Consider the following 17,424-nt stretch of genomic DNA (forward strand, 5'->3'; position numbering starts at 1 on the left):
GCTATCCGGTGTACCGCTGCGCCCATTCCGGTACCGGCCCGCCCTCGACGAGTTCTTCCTCGGCGCGCCGGGCGTCGGCGAGCAGTTCCGCCAGCAGATCGCCGAGCTCGAGCTCGTCCAGCCATCGCTGCGGTACCGCATCGGCTCCGCGCGCCGCGCCGAGCAGGCTGCCGCACAGAGCCGCGGTCGCCGCGCTGTCGCCGGAGTGCGTTGCCGCCAGGGCGACCGCGTCGGCGAACGACTCGGGGTGCGCCAGTGCCGCGGCCACCGCGCTGCCCAGCGTGGACGGCCCGGTTCTGGCGCTGCCCAGCGACTCCAGCGCCCGCGCTGGAATCGGGCCCCGTTCGGCCAGCTCCAGCGCCTGCTGCAGCGCTTCTACCGTGTTCTCGGAGCCCTCCCACGCCTTCAGCTCGGTGAGGGCGGATTGCACGCTCTCGGCAAGCGTCTGCCCGTCGCCCAGCGCGGCGACCATCGCGGCCGCCGCCGCGGCGGGCAGGTAACCGTCCGGGTGGCCGTGCGTGAGAACGCCGATCGAGATGCCGAGCTCCGCGGCCGCGGCCGGGGTGTCGGCGTGCAGGCCGACGAGCGCCGCGCGGGCCGCGGCCACCGCGCCGGTGGCCTGGTTCGGTGCAGCGGCCGGAGTCGGCAGACCGGCCTGGCCGTCCCAAGTGCCCAGCGCCGTCAGCGTCGCCTCGTCCGGGAAGCGCTGGGTGCGCAGCCGCGCGTCGGCGGCCAGCGGATCGGGGCGGACAACCGGCTCGGTGGCGCCCTGCGCCACGACCCACTGCTGCAGGGCGCCGCGCACCGACTCGGCCTCCGAAGCGGAACCGTGGAGTCTGCTGTGGACGGTCGCGCGCAGGAGGCCGTTCAGCACGAACACCGACTGCTGGCCGATCGCGCTCGCGTTGCCGATCGCGCCGAGGTGCTCGGTCAGCTCCCGAACCCCGTCCGGTTGCTTGCGCAGGATCATCCGCTGCGCGGTGTAGGTCCACGGGGCGCCGAGCGCGTCACCCGCGGCGCAGCCGAGCACGCAGCCCGCGAGCCGGTCGAGCCGGGTGAGCGGTTGCGGAGTTTCCTCGGGGAGTTCGCCGTCCTCGTCGCCGGAGGCGACCAGTTGCGCGGCGCGTTCGGCGCCGAACGCCTCTTGCAGCAGCTTGTGCAGGCCCTCGGAGAGGTCGTTGGGGGTGTCGTCCTCGCCGTCGCGGAACTTGCGCCAGGCGGCCAGGAGGCGGAGTTCCTCGTGGGAGAGACCGTCGCCGTCATCGGAGGACGACTCCTGCGACGTCTCCGCGGCCGGAGCCTCGGTCGCTGGGGTCTCGGCCGCTGAAGTCTCGGTCGTTGAAGTCTGGGCGCCTGGGACCCGGGCGGCTGCCGGGCTCCGGGCCGGTTCGGGGTCCTGGGCTGCCGGTTGCTGTTGAACCGGTTCGGACTCTGCGGGATCCGCGGTCGTTGCAGGTTGCCCGTTCGCTGCCGGTTGTTCGGTCGCAGCGAATTGCCGGGTTGTTGCGAAGTCCTGAGCCGCTGCGGGCTCCTGAGCCGCTGCGGACCCCCGGGCTGCCTGCGATGTGGCCGCGGGCTCGTGCGCGAGCGCCGATGCAGTCGTCACCGGAGGCTGCTGCGCGGCCGCGGATTCTTGGGCGATCGGTTCGGCGGTCGGCGGCTCGGTCGCGGTTCGCTCGGATCGCGCCTGCGTCCGCGCTTCCGTGGCCTGCTGATCAGCTGCCGGCTGTGCGGGCGCGGACTCGGCCGGTCGTTCGGCTGCCGAGATTTCCGCGGCGGCTTGGGCCGCGGAATGCTGCTCAGCCGCGTCATGCCGCTCGGCGTCGGGTTGTCCGGCCTGGTCTTGCCGGTCGGAATCCCGTTCCTCGGCCATCGAGCCCTCGCCGGTCCCGAAATGCGGGCCAGACATCGCGCCCTGGCCGATCCCCGGTGTCGATCCGGGACCTTGGTCGGAGCCGGGCCTTCGGCCAGAAGCGGCGTCCGGACCGGAACCGGGCCGCTGAGCGGTGTCCTGCTCGCCGGAGCTGTCGTCGGTTCCGTTTCCGGCGGCGAGCTGGGTGGCGGCGAGCTGGGCGGCCGTTCCTCCGGAAGCGGCACCGGTAGCGGTCTCGTCGCGCTTCGCATCTCCTGCCGGAGAATCGGCCGCGGTCTGCGCGGCAGCGGACGTGGAAACCGAGGCGGCATCCGCGGAACCGGTCGACGGAGCCGCCGACTCGGAGCCCGTTGCCGGGTCCGTTTCCGAGTCAGAGGACGTTGCTGCATCCGCCGATGGACCGGCATCGGACGATCGTCCGGTACCGGTTGCCGAGTCTGCAGCGGATGCCGAACCGGCGGTGGGTGCCGACGCGGCAGCGGACACCGAACCGGCGACCGACGCGGCATCGGCGACCGAGCTCGCACCCGCCGCAGAGCCCGAACCGGCCGCAGAGCTCGCACCGGCCGCAGGGCCCGCACCGGCCGCAGGGCCCGAACCGGCGTCCGTCGCGGCACCGGCACCCGACTCCGCACCGGAAGCCGACTCACCGGACTGCTCCGCAGCGGCCACCCGCGCCGAAACCGGGCTCGCGATCGGCGCGGCCGGGCCCGCCGGGTAGCGGCTCAGCCACTCGGGAACGGCCGGCGGGTTCGCGCCGAACTCCTCGACCGCGTCCCGCGCCAGCTGCTCGACGACATCGCCCAGCTCGACCTTCCGCCGCCAGCTCTGCGGCACCGCTTCCGCCGAGTGCGCCGCGCCCATGATCGAGCCGCACACGGCGGCCGTCGCGGCGCTGTCGCCGGAGTGGTTCGCCGCCAGCACCACCGCGTCGGCGAACGACGACGGCCGTGCCAGCGCTGCGCACACCGCGATGGCCAGCGCCTGCTCACCGACCCGCCCCGCACCGAGCCGGTGCTGGATCTGCTCCGGCGTCGGGGTGCCCTCGGTGGCCAGCTCGATGGCGCGGCGCAACGTCGCGGAGGTCTCCTCGTGACCCTCCCAAGTGGACAGTTCGGTGAGCGCGCGGTCCACCGACTCCGGCAGCGAGCGGCCCGCGAGCAGCTGGCTCACCACCACCGCCAGCGCGCCCGCGGGCAGGAAACCGCTCGGGTGCCCGTGGGTGAGCGCGGCGATGGCCGCGCCGGTCTGGAACGTCTCGGCCGGGTCGCCGGTGCGGAAGCCAGCCGGTGCCGCGCGAACCACTCCGCCGCTGCCTTTGGCGTCGTTGAGCCGGTTGGTCAGCGTGCCGAGCGCCGTACCGCCCGCGTAACCGCGCAGCGCCTGCAGGCAGGTGTCGTCGGGGGAGCGGCGTGCGAACAGGCCCTTCTCCCGGATCAGCCAGCCGTTCGGCGGGATGTCCGCGATCGGGCCGCCCGCGTCCGCCCAGTCGACGCCTTGGGTGTGCAGCCAGCGCTGGTACGCGTGCTGCACCGGCTGCGCCGGGTCGGTGTCGCCGTGCAGGCGGTTGCGGATGCCCGCGCGGATCAGCCCTTCGGCGGTGAACAAGCTGAGCTGGGTGTTCGCGCTGATGGCATGGCCGACCAGGTCGGCCACCCCGGCGCCGCCGTAGTTGCGGCGGATCACTTCGATGGACTCGTCGGCCACCGGGTAGCCGAGCGCGTCCCCGATCGCCGTGCCGAGCAGGCAGCCCAGGATGCGTTCGCCGCCCGGTTCGGCGCGTTCGGTGTCGTGCGCGGGTTTCTGTTCGCGGGCGGGTGCGGTCTTGGACGGGGCGGGCCAGGAACCCATGGTCGGCACGATCGGCTCGGCCGCGGACTCGGCGTCCTCCGAGGCCGCGTCGTCCGATGCGGCAGTGCCCGACGACGCCGCGCCCGATGCCGCGGCGGGCTGCGGCTCAGCGGCACCGTCCGCAGTGGACGGTCCAGCGGCCGGGGTCGTTGCCTGCTCGGGGGTCGTGGCCGGATCGGGGGGCTCGGAAGAGGCCTGCTGCGCGGAGTCCGTCTCCTCCGAACTCCGGTCTGCCGTTTCCCCTTGCTGCGTGGCGGATTCCGCACTGCCGGAATCCGCCGGGGACGCATCCCGCTGCTCGGCGGAAGCAGCGCCGGTCTCCGAGGGCTGCGCACCGGGAACCGACAGCCGAGCCACCGGAATGGCATCCTGCTCGGCCGTCTGCTCTTCGGCGGTGTCCGGAGCGGAATCCTGCGCGGCGGTCTCGTCCTGCCCGGCCGGTTCCTCGGCATCCTGCCCGGCCACCCGCGGCAGCTCGGACCCGAACTCGAGCCCGATGACGTCGCGCTCACCCGGATACCGCTGCGACCAGGTCTCGTCGCCGCGCGGCTGCGGCCCGAACTCCACCAGCGCGTCCGCGGCCAGCGACTGAACCGTCTCCCGCAGCCGCAGATCACGCAGCCACACCCCGGGAACCGCCGAAACCCCGTGCTGCGCGCCGACGATCGCGCCGCAGATCGCCGCGGTGGAGTCGCTGTCGCCGGAGTGGTTCACCGCGGCCATCACCGCCGGTCCGACACCGTCGCTGCTCAGCGCCGCGCACACCGCGATCGCCAGCGCCTCGTGCCCGCTCCAGCCGTCACCGAGCAGGTCCTTGACCTGTTCCGGAGTCGGTTCGCCCCGCGCGGCGAGGTCTTCGGCGACCAGCAAAAGGCGTTCGGTCTGCTGGTGCCCGGTGCACTCGGTGAGCAGCTTGTGCGCGTGCGCCAGCGCATCGGTGAGCGACTCGCCGCGCAGCAGCCGGTGCACCAGCACCGCGAGCACCCCGGCGGGCAGGTAGCCGCTGGGCTTCGAGCAGGTCAGCGCGGCGGCCGCGGCGGCGAGCCGGAACACCTCGCGCGGCTCGTCCGACCACAGCGCGATCGGCGCCGCCCGCACCACGCCCGTGTTGTCGTCGGAGTCGTTGATCGCCCGCTCGAACGTGCCGGGTACGCCCGTCGAGGCGAACCCGCGCAACGCGGTGATGCAGTCGCTGTTCGGCGAGCGGACCGCGAACAGCTCGCGCACCCCGGCGAGCAGGCCGTCCGGCTCCGGGTGGGACTGCGCGTACGGCCCGGCCGCGCGCGACCACGCGTAGCCCTGGGTGTGCAGCCAGCGCTGGTAGGCCAGCTGGATCGCGGCCAGCGGCCCGCTTCCCGCGCCACCGCGGGCCGCGATGTGCCCGCGGATCAGCCCCTCCAGCGTGAACATCGCCAGCTGGGTGTCGTCGGTGAACTCGCCCGGGTGCGAACCGCTGCGGTCGTAGTCGGTGACGCCGTGTTCGCCGAAGCGGTTGCGGATCTGCTCGACCGGGTAGAACTCGACCGGCGCGCCCAGCGCGTCGCCCGCCGCGGCGGCCAGCACGCTGCCGATGAAGCGCTGGCCGAAGTCGCTGCTGATCGGATCGGGCGCCTGCTGCTGTCCGCCGGTCGCTTGGCCGCCGGGCACCTGCGCGGGCTGGGTCTCCTCCGGCTGCGCGGCGGGCGCCACCCGCACCCCCGCGGTCTTGATCAGGTCTTCGGCGGGCAGCCGCGCTTTGACCGCGCTGGTCGGGTTGATCTGCAGGTCCATCCCGACCGGGTTGCGCTCGACGAGCTGCCTGCCGGTCAGCCGCTGCCAGCTCGTCCAGTTCGCGGGCAGGAAGCTCTCCGAGGTGAACAGCTGCAGCTGCCGCCTGCCGGAGTCGTGGTCCACCGTGAACAGTCCGCTGCCCTGCGGCTGCGCGAACAGGATCAGCTCCGCGTCCAGCAGCGCGGACAGCAGCGTGGCCGCCTGCGCGTAGCCGGTCGTGGTCAGCTGCAGCGCGCGTTCGACGTCGTTGGTCGGCGCGGGCAGCCGCAGCGCGACCGGTGATGGGCGGTAGTTCGGGTTCGGGGAGAAGTCGTCGGTGAGCTCGCCGCGCTCGTCGACCCGGTATCCGCCGATGAAGCCCCACGGCGGTACTTCCGCGCTCGGGTCGCTGAAGATCGGGTCGACCACGTACAGCCAGGTGTTCGGCTGCTTGCTGGCCTGTTCCCGCATGGCCGGTGTGATCACCGGCCGACTCGGCTGCTGCGTGTTCATCTCCCGCGCTCGCCCCCGACTTGTCGTTCCACCCTGATTCTGCCGCCGAGGTCCACGGTTACTCGCCCGAACGGGGGAGACCGTGCGGCGAGGTCGCTCGGCGAACTGCGGAGCACCACCGCCGTGTGGTTGAACCGCACTCTCTCATGACCACTTGGGGTGAAGTTTAGTGTTCCGGAAAAACACCCTGCGTCAGCGCTGGGGGTCTTTCAGAAGCGGCGGCAGCCGCTTGCGGCGCGGGCCTCCCGGATGTGCGGAATGCCGGAATCCGCCGCGGTGTCCGGCGGCGGCCGGCTGTCGGGGTCGTCGGCCACCGCCGGACTTTCGTGCGCCGCGACTCGTCCGGTCGCACGGGCGGAAATCCTGCCCCGATGTCCGGCGGTGCGGGGATGTTCGCCGGAATTTCGCAAGAACGGCGCAACCCGTGGTGGCAAGCGGTGGTCCGGCGATTGCGCCGGATTCCGCACGACCGGGAAAATCTGGTAATTCTGCTGGAGTTGCGCAGCTTCAGGCCGTGGCCGCGCCGCTCGGCCGGAGCGCTTCGGCGTAGCGGGCGAGGACCAGCTCGGCGACTTCCGGCGCGTCCGCCATCGGCTCCGCGATCAGCGGATCCCGCGCGTGCTCGCGCGCGCTGGTGACCACGCGATCGGTCAGCAAACCCGGCGCCAGGAACCAGAACGCGACCGCGATGCGCCGGGCGCCGCGGGCGTGCAGGTCCGCGACGGCCGTCGGGACGTCCGGGTCGGCCGCGGTCGCGAACGCGGCGCGCGCACCCGCCCACGAAGTCCGCTCCGCGCGGCGCTCGGCGACCTGCGCGACCAGCCGGTTCGCCGGGGCGTGCGCCGAGCCGACCCCGGCCAGGACCACGCCGAGCCCGGAATCCTCCGCATCCGCACCGGTTTCGGCCAACCGCCGCCAAGCGGCCGCATCCAGCCGGTGGTCCGGCCCGAGCACGTCGGCGGTGTGCACCCGCAACTTCGGGAACCGCTGCGCCGCTTCGGTCACCGTCGCCGGGACGTCGACCCTGGCGTGGAAGGCGCTGCCCAGCAGCAGCGGCACCAGCACGGCCTGCTGGTGACCGTCGGCGTGCACCGAAGCGAGCACGTCGCCGACGCGCGGCGCCGACAGGTCCAGGAAAGCGGTGCGCACGTCCAAGTCCGGCCGCTGGGCGCGCACCACGTCCAGCAGGGCGTGCACGGTGCGCGCCGAGCGCGGGTCCCGGCTGCCGTGCGCCACGGCGACCAGCGCGGGGGCTTCGCCTGCGCTGGACAGGTTCGGTTCGGTGCCGAACGCGCCGGGCTCGAAGGCCCCGGGCCCGAACGCGCCGGGCCCGAACGTGCCGGAACCGAACGCGCCGGGGCTCATGTCGCCACCACCCGCGTCACGCCGCGACGGCCGCGGCCAGCGGAGCGAGCGGCAGGCCGATCAGCCCGGCGGCCAGCGTCGTCCCGTCCGACGGGTCGATCACCAGGAACGAGCCGGTGCGGCGGGAATCGGCGTAGTCGTCCACCGGCAGCGCCTCCGCCGTGCGGAACTGCACCCGGCCGATCTCGTTGAGCTGCAACGCATCCGGAGTGTCCACACTGGCCAGCCGCTGCTCGTCGAAGCGGGCCGACAGCTCGGTGACCATCGCCTGCACGGTCCGGGTGCCGTGCTTGACCAGCACCCGCGCGCCCGGCTGCAGCGCCTTCTCCGCCAGCCAGCACACCGTGGCGTCCAGCTCGTCGGTGACCCGCGGTGCGGGCTCGGCCGAAGCGATCAGGTCTCCGCGGGCCAGGTCCACGTCGTCTTCCAGCAGCAGCGTCACCCCGCGGCCGGCGGCCGCGCGCGGCGCGGGCCCGTCCGGTGTGTCCACCTTGGACACCCGGGTGCGGATGCCCGCGGGCAGCACCACGACCTCGTCGCCCTCGGCGATCACTCCGGCGGCGATCTGGCCCGCGTAGCCGCGGTAGTCCGGGTACTCGGTGGTGCGCGGCCGGATCACCGTCTGCACCGGCATCCGGAACGGCGCGTCGAACGGGTCCGGCGCGACCGGCACGCTCTCCAGGTGCTCCAGCAGCGACGGCCCGGAGTACCAGGGCGTGCGCTCGGAGCGCTCCACGACGTTGTCCCCGTGCAGCGCGGAAACCGGGATCGTCACCACGGCGTCGTCGGTGTAGCCGAGCGCGCGGGCGTGCTCGGCGAACTCGGCGGCGATGCGCTCGTGCACCGCGCCGTCGAAGTCCACCATGTCGATCTTGTTGATCGCCAGCACCAGCCGCGGCACGCCCAGCAGCGCCAGCACCGCGGCGTGCCTGCGGGTCTGCTCGATCACGCCCTTGCGCGCGTCCACCAGCAGGATCGCCAGCTGCGCCGTGGACGCGCCGGTGACGGTGTTGCGGGTGTACTGCACGTGCCCCGGCGTGTCGGCCAGCACGAAGGAGCGCTTCGGAGTGGCGAAGTAGCGGTAGGCCACGTCGATCGTGATGCCCTGCTCGCGCTCCGCGCGCAGCCCGTCCACCAGCAGCGACAGGTCCGGGGTCTGCAGACCGCGGTCCGCGCTGGCGCGGTGCACCGCGTCCAGCTGGTCGGCCAGCACCGACTTCGTGTCGTGCAGCAGCCTGCCCACCAGCGTCGACTTGCCGTCGTCCACCGAACCGGCGGTGGCCAGCCGCAGCAGATCGGTGTGCACCGGCAGCTCCACCTGCGTACCGGAGTCCGGCGCGGTGCGCGTGGTCGTCTCGGTCATCAGAAGTCTCTTCCTGGGATCGTTCCTGCGTAGCTGGTGGAGTTGGGGACCGGGCCGCCGGTGCGCTGCCGGCTCGACCCGCGGTTCTGCCGAAGCGGTGCGCACTCGATGGAGCGGTCAGGCGGCGCGTGGTGCGGACGCCGAGATCAGAAGTAGCCCTCGCGCTTGCGGTCCTCCATCGCGGCCTCGGACATCCGGTCGTCCGCGCGCGTCGCGCCGCGCTCGGTGAGCCTGCTGGCGGCCACCTCCGCGATCACGTCGTCCACGGTGTAGGCCTCGGACTCAACCGCGCCGGTGCAGGAGCCGTCGCCGACGGTGCGGTAGCGCACCGTCTTCTCCGCGACCTCCTCACCGTCCTGCGGACCGCCCCACGGACCGGAGGTCAGCCACATGCCGTCCCGCAGGAACACCTCGCGCCGGTGCGCGTAGTACATCTGCGGCAGCTCGATCTTCTCCCGCTGGATGTAGCGCCACACGTCCAGCTCGGTCCAGTTCGACAGCGGGAAGACCCGCACGTGCTCACCGGCGCGGTGCCTGCCGTTGTAGAGGTTCCACAGCTCCGGGCGCTGCCTGCGCGGGTCCCACTGCCCGAACGCGTTGCGCAGGCTGAAGATCCGCTCCTTCGCCCGGGCCCGCTCCTCGTCCCGGCGACCGCCGCCGAAGACCGCGTCGAACTTGTTCTCCGTGATCGAGTCCAGCAGCGGGGTGGTCTGCAACGGGTTGCGGGTGCCGTCCGGGCGTTCGGACAGCCGTCCGTCGTCGATGTAGTCCTGCACCGAAGCCACCACGAGCCGCAGGTCGTGCCGGGAAACCAGCTGGTCCCGGAACGCGATCACCTCGTCGAAGTTGTGCCCGGTGTCCACGTGCAGCAGCGGGAACGGCACCGGCGCGGGGCGGAACGCCTTCAGCGCCAGGTGCACCAGCACCGTCGAGTCCTTGCCGCCGGAGAACAGGATCACCGGCTTGTCGAACTCCCCGGCCACCTCGCGGAAGATGTGGATGGCCTCGGACTCCAGGGCGTCCAGGTTGTCGACCTGCGGCGGCGCTTCCGCCGCCCCCGCCGGGTCCTCCGGCAGTTCGATCTGTTGCTCGGCGGTCATACCCGTCCTTTGCGCGTCAGGTGGTCGGTGGGCGGCCCGCCGCTTCAGGCGTGCAGCCCGCATTCGGTCTTCGAGCTCCCCGCCCAGCGGCCGCTGCGCGGGTCGGCGCCCGGCGCGGGCTTGGCCGTGCACGGCGCGCACCCGATCGACGGGTAACCGGCGGGCACCAGCGGGTTCACCAGCACGCCGTGCTCGGCGATGTAGGCGTCCACATCGGCATCGCTCCACGCCGCGATCGGATTGATCTTCACGATGTTGTTGCGATCATCCCAGGTCACGATCGGCGTGTTCGCGCGCGTCGGCGCCTCCACCCGGCGCACGCCGGTCACCCACGCCTCGTAGCGGGCGAGCGTGTTGCGCAGCGGCACCACCTTGCGCAGGAAGCAGCACCGGCCGGGATCGCGGTCGTGCAGCTTCGGCCCCTCGGTGGCGTCCTGCTCGGCCACCGACTGCTCGGCCTGGGCGTTGACGATGTTCACGTCGTAGATCTGCTGCACCGCGTCGCGGGTGCCGAGGGTCTCGGCGAAGTGGTAGCCGGTCTCCAGGAACAGCACGTCCACCCCCGGCTTGGCCTTCGCGGCCAGGTCCACCAGCAGGGCGTCCTGCATGTTCGACGCGACGATCAGGCCGTCGCCGAACGTCTCCGCCGCCCAGCGCAGCGCCTGCTCGGCACTGGCCTCGGCGAGGCGCGGCGCGGCTTCGTCGACCAGTGCGCGCAGCTCGGCATCGCTGCGGCGAACTCCGATGTCCGTGGTTTCGACAGTCATGAGTCTCCGTCTCCTCAGCCGCTCGCCAACCCGACGAGCCGTACGGTGAACACCCGCAGGCACGCCTGGCATTTCCAGGCGCCCGCCGGTTCGGCTTCCGGGATCAGTTCCTCGTCCCCGCAGTACGGGCAGTAGAACGGGACCGCCCGGCCTTCCGGGGCGGCTTGCGCGCTCACTTCAGGTCGTCCTCTTCGGCGCGCCCGACCCACTGGGCGAACCGCTCGCCGTCGGTGCGCTGGGCGAGGTAGTTGCGCACCAGGCGCTCCACGTAGTCACCCAGCTTGTCCGAGGTGACCTTGTGCCCGCGGATCTTGCGGCCGAACCCGGCGTCCAGCCCGAGCCCGCCGCCGAGGTGCACCTGGAAGCCCTCGACCTGGTTGCCCTCCTCGTCGCGCACCATCTGGCCCTTCAGGCCGATGTCCGAGGTCTGGGTGCGGGCGCAGGCGTTCGGGCAGCCGTTCAGGTTGATCGTCACCGGGTCGCGCACGTCGCCCTGGATGTCCTCGAGCCGCTGCTCCAGCTCGTTGATGAGGTCGATGGCGCGCTGCTTGGTCTCGACGATCGCCAGCTTGCAGAACTCGATGCCGGTGCAGGCCATCACGTTGCGCCGCCACGGCGTCGGCGTGGTGTGCAGGCCCAGCTGCGCCATGTCCGCGACCAGGCCCTCCACCTGCTGCTGCGGCACGTCCAGCACCAGCAGGTTCTGCTCCACGGTGGTGCGCACCCGGCTGGAACCGACCCGCTCGGCGGCCTTGGCGGCCTCCATCAGCGTGGCGCCGCTGACCCGCCCGGCCTGCGACTTCACCCCGACGTAGAAGTTGCCGTCCTGCTGCGGGTTCACGCCGAGGTGGTCGCGGTGCCCGCCCGGGGTCTCCGGCGCCGGGCCGTCGATGAGCTTGCGGCCGAGGTACTCGTCCTCGATGACCTGCCGCGTCTTCTCCGCGCCCCAGTCGTCGACCAGGAACTTCATCCGCGCCCGGTTGCGCAGCCTGCGGTAGCCGTAGTCGCGGAACACGCTGGTCACCGCGTGCCAGACCTCGGCGGCCTCCTCGATCGGCACCCAGGCGCCCAGCCGCACCGCCAGCTTCGGGTTGGTCGACAGGCCGCCGCCGACCCACAGGTCGAAGCCGGGGCCGTGCTCCGGGTGCTCGACGCCGACCAGCGAGATGTCGTTGATCTCCGGCACGGTGTCCCAGCGCGGTGAGCCGCTGATCGCGGTCTTGAACTTGCGCGGCAGGTTCGACAGCGACTGGTCGCCGATGTAGCGGTCGGTGATCTCCTTGATCGCGGGCGTCGCGTCGATGATCTCGTCCGCGGCGACCCCGGCGACCGGCGAGCCCAGCAGCACGCGCGGGCAGTCGCCGCACGCCTCGGTGGTGTAGAGCCCGACGGCTTCCAGCTTCTGCCAGATCGTGGGCATGTCCTCGATGCGGATCCAGTGCAGCTGGATGTTCTGCCGATCGGTGATGTCGGCGGTGTCGCGGGCGTAGGTCTGCGAGATCTCGCCGACGACCCGCAGCTGCTCGGTGGTCATCGCGCCGCCGTCGACGCGCACCCGCAGCATGAAGTACGAGGCGTCGAGCTCTTCCGGCTGGATCGTGCCGGTGCGGGCACCGGGGATGCCTTCGGCCCGCTGGGTGTAGAGACCCATCCAGCGGAACCGCCCGCGCAGGTCGGCGGGGTCGATGGAGTCGAAGCCGCGGTGGGCGTAGATGTTCTCGATGCGCTGGCGCACGTTGAGCGGGTTGTCGTCCTTCTTGGACCGCTCATTGCCGTTCAGCGGCTCGCGGTAGCCGAGAGCCCACTGCCCCTCACCACGTGTTTTGCCCTTGCGGGCCGGGGTGCGGCGTTCGGTGCGGCTCGGAGCTTCCGTCGAAGGGGCCATGGCCGGACCTCCGTGGTGGTGGACTTCAGGCGCGGTTCGACGCCGTGCGGGTCCAACGGAGGTGTCCGCAGTCGGCGTCTCCCCGGCGCCGACTGGACAGTTCGAAAACGCGGCGGCGGGTTCAGCCCTGGCGACGGCAAAGCGCGCTGGACACCCGCCGCAGGTCCACGTAGCGGCGGGCGACCAGCAGAAGCCTAGTTGCGGGCGCACCCATACAGGTCAGCGTGCCACGGGTCCATCCTGTGGTCCATGATCAGCCGAATAGTGAGACGAGGGTCAAACTCGGGCGCACCCCGGCGCCGGGATCCGGCTTTGGGACACTGGAAGGGTGCCTTCGCAGCCACCACCAGGTGAACCGGCCCCGACCGACGGTGCACTGCCCGTCGGCGCGCTGACCGATCTCGGGCAGCGGCCGTTCGGCGTGTACGTGCACGTCCCGTTCTGCGCCACCCGCTGCGGGTACTGCGATTTCAACACCTACACCGCCGACGAGCTGGGGTCCGCGGCGGGATTCGCGGACTGGCTGGACGGGCTGCGCGCCGAACTCGACCTCGGTGCCCGAGTGCTGGACGCGGGCGACTCGGCCGTCCCGAGTGCTGAGACGGTGTTCGTCGGCGGCGGTACCCCCTCGCTGCTCGGGGCCGAACGGCTCGGCGCCGTGCTCGATGCGATCCGGTCGTCCTTCGGCCTCCGCGCCGACGCCGAGGTCACCACCGAATCCAACCCGGAATCGACCTCGCCGGAGTTCTTCGCGGGCCTGCGCGAAGCCGGCTACACGCGGATCTCGCTGGGAATGCAGTCGGCGGCCGAACACGTCCTGCGCGTGCTGGAACGCCGCCACACCCCCGGCCGGGCGGTCGCGGCTGCGCAGGAGGCGCGGGCGGCCGGGTTCGGCCACGTCAACCTCGACCTGATCTACGGCACGCCGGGGGAGACCGACCAGGACCTGCGGGACTCGTTGGACGCGGTGCTCGAAGCGGGCGTGGACCACGTCTCGGCGTACTCGCTGATCGTCGAGGACGGCACCGCGATGGCCCGCAAGGTCCGCCGCGGGGATCTGCCGATGCCGGACGAGGACGTGCTGGCCGACCGCTACGAGATCCTCGACTCCAAGCTGGCCGAGGCCGGTTTGCGCTGGTACGAGGTCTCGAACTGGGCGTCCGATGACGACGCCCGCTGCAGGCACAACCTGGGCTACTGGCAGGGCGGCGACTGGTGGGGCGCCGGACCCGGCGCGCACAGCCACGTCGGTGGGGTGCGCTGGTGGAACGTCAAGCACCCCGCGCGCTACTCGGCGCTGCTGGCCGACGGCGCCTCGCCTGCGCAGGCGCGGGAAGTGCTCGATGCCGAGGACCAGCGGGTGGAGCGGATCATGCTCGAACTCCGCGTCGCCGAAGGGCTTCCGGTCGCAGCGCTGGACGCCGACGGGGCGGTCGCCGCCAAGCAGGCCGCCGAGGACGGCCTGCTGCTGCCGGACGCGCTGCGCGCGGGCCGTTGCGTGCTCACCGACCGCGGCCGCCTGCTTGCCGACGCGGTCGTGCAGCGGTTGTTGTGAGCGGGCGGACGCAGTGGACGGAACGGGCGCTGCTCAAGAAGGAGCGCTGACCGGTATGCCGTTCGCATCGGCGGCTTCGGCCAGCCGAGCGGCATAGGTGATCATCAAGTCGGCGTCGACCGCGATCGCGGCCGCCAAATGGATCGCGTCAAGCGAACGGAGCTGGTTCGGTTCGATCCGGCGGGACAGATTCATGATCTCGGCGTCCAACGGGTGCTCGGCAATGCCCAGCATGGCCTGTCGCAGGTCCTCGGCCATCTCCTGGTACGAGGCAGCGGCACGAGTGCGCAGTGCGCGAGCAACCTCGGTCCATGCCAGCGAAGCGGAAAGCAGCAGTGTGCCGTCCCGGTGGAGCCGATCGATCTCCTCGGCGAGCGGTTCGGACTCGGCTTCTTTGATCGCTCGTTTGAGCAGCGCGCTGCTGTCCACGTAAACGCGCATCAGAGCCGGTCGTCTCGGTCGAGCAGGTCGATGCTGCGCTGACCTTCCGGAAGTGTCTTCGTCGGGATGACTTTGCGATATGCACCGCGCGGCGGGAGCACCTTGCCGGAGGCGATCAAGTGCTCCCACTCGTGGTGCGGGGTTTCGGGCTGGGACAAACCGAGAAACTCATCGAGCGCCGCGCGCAGCAGCTCCTGCTGCGAGCGTCCGGTTCGTTCTGCTTCCTCGCGAAGTGCCTGCTCAGCCTCGGGACGAAGGCGCAAGTTGAGAGCCATGTGATGATGGTACCGAGAATGGTGCGGGCATTGGTACCACTTTCGGGCGGGCTCGCCCGCAAGGGCCTTGGTGCCCTGGTGGAAGGTGTTGCGAACGTGCGCGGCTTTCGGATCAAGGGCTCCGGGACCGTAAACTCGATGGCGGCGGGTGCGAACCGGGCGACGAGGAGGTGACTGGGTGAACGCCGATCAACGCCGGATCGAGATCCTGCGGGCCATCGTGGCCGACTACGTGTCGACGAACGAACCCGTGGGCTCGAAGGCGCTGGTCGACCGGCACAACCTCGGAGTGTCCAGCGCCACCGTGCGCAACGACATGGCCGCCCTCGAAGAGGAAGGCCTCATCGTCCAGCCGCACACCAGCGCGGGCCGGATCCCGACCGATGCGGGCTACCGGCTGTTCGTGGACCGGCTGCACGAGATCAAGCCGCTCACCACCGCCGAACGCCGTGCGATCCAGGCGTTCCTGGAAGGCGCGCTGGACCTGGACGACGTGATGCGCCGCAGCGTGCGGCTGCTGGCCCAGCTCACCCAGCAGGTCGCGGTCGTGCAGTACCCGACGCTGGCGCGCTCCACCGTGCGGCACGTCGAGGTGGTCACGATCACCCCGGCGCGGCTGATGCTGGTGCTGATCACCGACACCGGCCGGGTGGACCAGCGGATGGTCGACCTCGGCGATGTGATCGGCGACGAGGACGTGTCCCGGCTGCGCGGGGTGCTGAACCACGCGATGGCCGAGAAGCGGCTCGCGGACGCCTCGGCGGCCGTGGCCGAGTTGCCCGAGCAGTCCCCGCCCGAACTGCGCGACACCATGACGCGGGTCAGCAGCGTGCTCATCGAGTCGCTGGTGGAGCACCCCGAAGAACGCATGGTGCTCGGCGGCACGCCGAACCTGACCCGCAACGTCGCCGACTTCCCGAACTCGCTGCGGCAGGTGATGGAGGCGTTGGAGGAGCAGGTCGTGGTGCTCAAGCTGCTGGCGGCCTCCCGCGACGCGAGCACGGTGACCGTGCGCATCGGGATGGAGAACGAAGCCGAGGAGATGCAGACGACGTCGGTGGTGTCCACCGGTTACGGCACGCATGGGATGGTGCTGGGAGGCATGGGGGTCGTCGGCCCGACCCGGATGGACTATCCGGGAACGATGGCGGCGGTCCGTGCCGTTGCAGCTTACGTGGGTGAGATCCTGGCGGGCCGGTGACGCAGCCGGCGCGGATCGCCCGCGCGAACTCGTAGACCGAGCAGAGGAAGACGTACAAGGTGGCCAGGGACTATTACGGGACCCTCGGGGTGGCCAAGGACGCTACGCCGGAGCAGATCAAGCGGGCTTACCGCAAGCTCGCCAGGGAATTGCACCCCGACGTCAACCAGGAAGCCGGCTCCCAGGAGCGCTTCCGCGAGGTGACCACCGCGTACGAGGTGCTCTCCGACCCGAAGAAGAAGCAGGTAGTCGACCTGGGCGGCGACCCGATGGCCAGCGGCGCGGAGGCCGGTGGCGGCATGGGCGGCGATCCGTTCGCCGGGTTCGGCGGCCTGGGCGACATCATGGACGCCTTCTTCGGCGGCTCCGGTGGTGGCGGAGGCGGCGGCCGCGGCCCGCGCAGCAGGGTGCAGCCCGGCTCGGACGCGCTGCTGCGGCTGGAGCTCACGCTGGAGGAGTGCGCCAGCGGCGTGAACCGGGACATCACCGTGGACACCGCGGTGCTGTGCGACTCCTGCGACGGCGGCGGGTCGCGCGCGGGCAGCGCGCCCTCCACCTGCGACACCTGCGGTGGCCGCGGCGAGGTGCAGTCGGTGCAGCGCTCGTTCCTTGGCCAGGTCATGACGTCCCGGCCGTGCCCGGTCTGCCGTGGTTTCGGCGAGGTCATCACCGATCCGTGCCAGCAGTGCGGCGGTGACGGCCGGGTGCGCGAGCGGCGCACCATCACCGTCAAGATCCCCGCGGGCGTCGGCGACGGGATGCGGGTGCGGCTGGCAGGCGAAGGCGAGGTCGGGCCCGGCGGCGGTCCGGCGGGCGACCTGTTCGTCGAGGTCGAGGAACTCCCGCACGAGCGGTTCGTGCGCGACGGTGCGGACCTGCACTGCAACGTCGAAGTCCCGATGACGGCGGCCGCGCTGGGCACCGTGATCACGCTGGACACGCTCGACGACAGCGAGGAGATCACCGTCGAGCCGGGCACCCAGCCGGGCACCGAGCGGGTGCTGTCCGGGCGCGGACTGCCGAAGCTGCGTTCCAACGGCCGGGTCAGCGGGCACGGTGACCTGCACGTCCACCTCGATGTGCAGGTGCCGACCAAGCTGGACGACGAGCAGGGGGAGCTGTTGCGCAAGCTGGCCTCGCTGCGCGGTGAGGAGCAGCCGGAGCCGACCGTGAGCGCGAGCGGCAACGGACAGCGGCAAGGGCTGTTCTCCCGGTTCAAGTCCTTCGGCCACCGCTGATCGACAAGATCGAGACGGTTTTCCGGGTTTTGTAGCGCGGACGGGTGACGCAGGGCTACCGTGTGTGCCTGCGACGTGCACGGGGGTTGGGGACCCGTCCACCGCATGGCTCGTGCAGCGAGCCTCCGCAGGGACGCTCGCCGGACAACCTCCCCCCTCGGTCCGGCGAGGCTGCGCCGCAGTCGGCCACCCCCAGCCTCGCTGCGGCGCAGCACCCCCGGGATGAGCAGCGGCCTGGTCCTGGGTTC

At 71.8% G+C, this 17,424-nt stretch carries 13 protein-coding genes; 3 read left to right on the forward strand and 10 right to left on the reverse strand.

Translation table 11 applies throughout. From position 1 onward, the window contains the following. Window position 1: 1 nt before the first annotated feature. The 8 genes from INP57_RS15690 to INP57_RS30505 form a co-directional block, all read right to left on the reverse strand. Window positions 2-5,986, reverse strand: a complete 5,985-nt coding sequence (locus INP57_RS15690) for a type VII secretion system-associated protein (RefSeq protein ID WP_200070960.1) — start codon at window positions 5,984-5,986, stop codon at window positions 2-4. A gap of 507 nt (window positions 5,987-6,493) precedes the next feature. Further along, window positions 6,494-7,351 (reverse strand): sirohydrochlorin chelatase, encoded by an 858-nt coding sequence (locus INP57_RS15695; RefSeq protein ID WP_200070961.1) that lies wholly within the window; start codon window positions 7,349-7,351, stop codon window positions 6,494-6,496. Between the two features lie 16 nt (window positions 7,352-7,367). Further along, on the reverse strand, window positions 7,368-8,714 hold the full coding sequence (locus INP57_RS15700) for a sulfate adenylyltransferase subunit 1 (protein ID WP_200070962.1): 1,347 nt from the start codon (window positions 8,712-8,714) through the stop codon (window positions 7,368-7,370). 146 nt (window positions 8,715-8,860) lie between these two features. Beyond that, on the reverse strand, window positions 8,861-9,814 hold the full coding sequence (gene cysD / locus INP57_RS15705) for a sulfate adenylyltransferase subunit CysD (RefSeq protein ID WP_233627636.1): 954 nt from the start codon (window positions 9,812-9,814) through the stop codon (window positions 8,861-8,863). Between the two features lie 44 nt (window positions 9,815-9,858). Next, window positions 9,859-10,581 carry a phosphoadenylyl-sulfate reductase gene (locus tag INP57_RS15710; protein ID WP_200070963.1) on the reverse strand — a complete coding sequence of 241 codons (723 nt, stop codon included), beginning with the start codon at window positions 10,579-10,581 and terminating at the stop codon, window positions 9,859-9,861. Window positions 10,582-10,595: 14 nt separating this feature from the next. Then, window positions 10,596-10,757 (reverse strand): zinc finger domain-containing protein, encoded by a 162-nt coding sequence (locus INP57_RS15715; protein ID WP_200070964.1) that lies wholly within the window; start codon window positions 10,755-10,757, stop codon window positions 10,596-10,598. Then, a complete protein-coding gene (locus tag INP57_RS15720) occupies window positions 10,754-12,466 on the reverse strand; it encodes a nitrite/sulfite reductase (RefSeq protein ID WP_200070965.1) in 1,713 nt (570 codons plus the stop codon). Before INP57_RS15720 ends, INP57_RS15715 begins: the two co-directional genes overlap by 4 nt. A 121-nt stretch (window positions 12,467-12,587) precedes the next feature. Continuing rightward, the gene (locus INP57_RS30505; protein ID WP_367269019.1) at window positions 12,588-12,680 is read right to left on the reverse strand and encodes a putative leader peptide; all 93 of its coding nucleotides are present in this window, start codon (window positions 12,678-12,680) and stop codon (window positions 12,588-12,590) included. A 114-nt stretch (window positions 12,681-12,794) separates the two neighbouring features. Between INP57_RS30505 and hemW the strand changes: the two genes are divergently transcribed. Further along, window positions 12,795-14,021: a radical SAM family heme chaperone HemW gene (gene hemW, locus INP57_RS15725; RefSeq protein WP_200070966.1), complete on the forward strand. Its 1,227-nt coding sequence runs from the start codon at window positions 12,795-12,797 to the stop codon at window positions 14,019-14,021. 33 nt (window positions 14,022-14,054) lie between these two features. On the opposite strand, the gene INP57_RS15730 is transcribed toward hemW, so the two are convergent. Next, window positions 14,055-14,450 carry a PIN domain-containing protein gene (locus INP57_RS15730; RefSeq protein ID WP_295144581.1) on the reverse strand — a complete coding sequence of 132 codons (396 nt, stop codon included), beginning with the start codon at window positions 14,448-14,450 and terminating at the stop codon, window positions 14,055-14,057. 11 nt (window positions 14,451-14,461) lie between these two features. After that, window positions 14,462-14,737 carry a YlcI/YnfO family protein gene (locus INP57_RS15735; protein WP_200070968.1) on the reverse strand — a complete coding sequence of 92 codons (276 nt, stop codon included), beginning with the start codon at window positions 14,735-14,737 and terminating at the stop codon, window positions 14,462-14,464. A gap of 178 nt (window positions 14,738-14,915) precedes the next feature. On the opposite strand from INP57_RS15735, the gene hrcA reads away from it, so the two are divergent. Continuing rightward, the gene (gene hrcA, locus INP57_RS15740; protein WP_200070969.1) at window positions 14,916-15,938 is read left to right on the forward strand and encodes a heat-inducible transcriptional repressor HrcA; all 1,023 of its coding nucleotides are present in this window, start codon (window positions 14,916-14,918) and stop codon (window positions 15,936-15,938) included. 59 nt (window positions 15,939-15,997) lie between these two features. Next, window positions 15,998-17,176 carry a molecular chaperone DnaJ gene (dnaJ, locus tag INP57_RS15745; protein WP_200070970.1) on the forward strand — a complete coding sequence of 393 codons (1,179 nt, stop codon included), beginning with the start codon at window positions 15,998-16,000 and terminating at the stop codon, window positions 17,174-17,176. Window positions 17,177-17,424: the final 248 nt, after the last annotated feature.

It is taken from the genome of Saccharopolyspora galaxeae, assembly GCF_016526145.1.
Lineage (GTDB): Bacteria > Actinomycetota > Actinomycetes > Mycobacteriales > Pseudonocardiaceae > Saccharopolyspora_C > Saccharopolyspora_C galaxeae.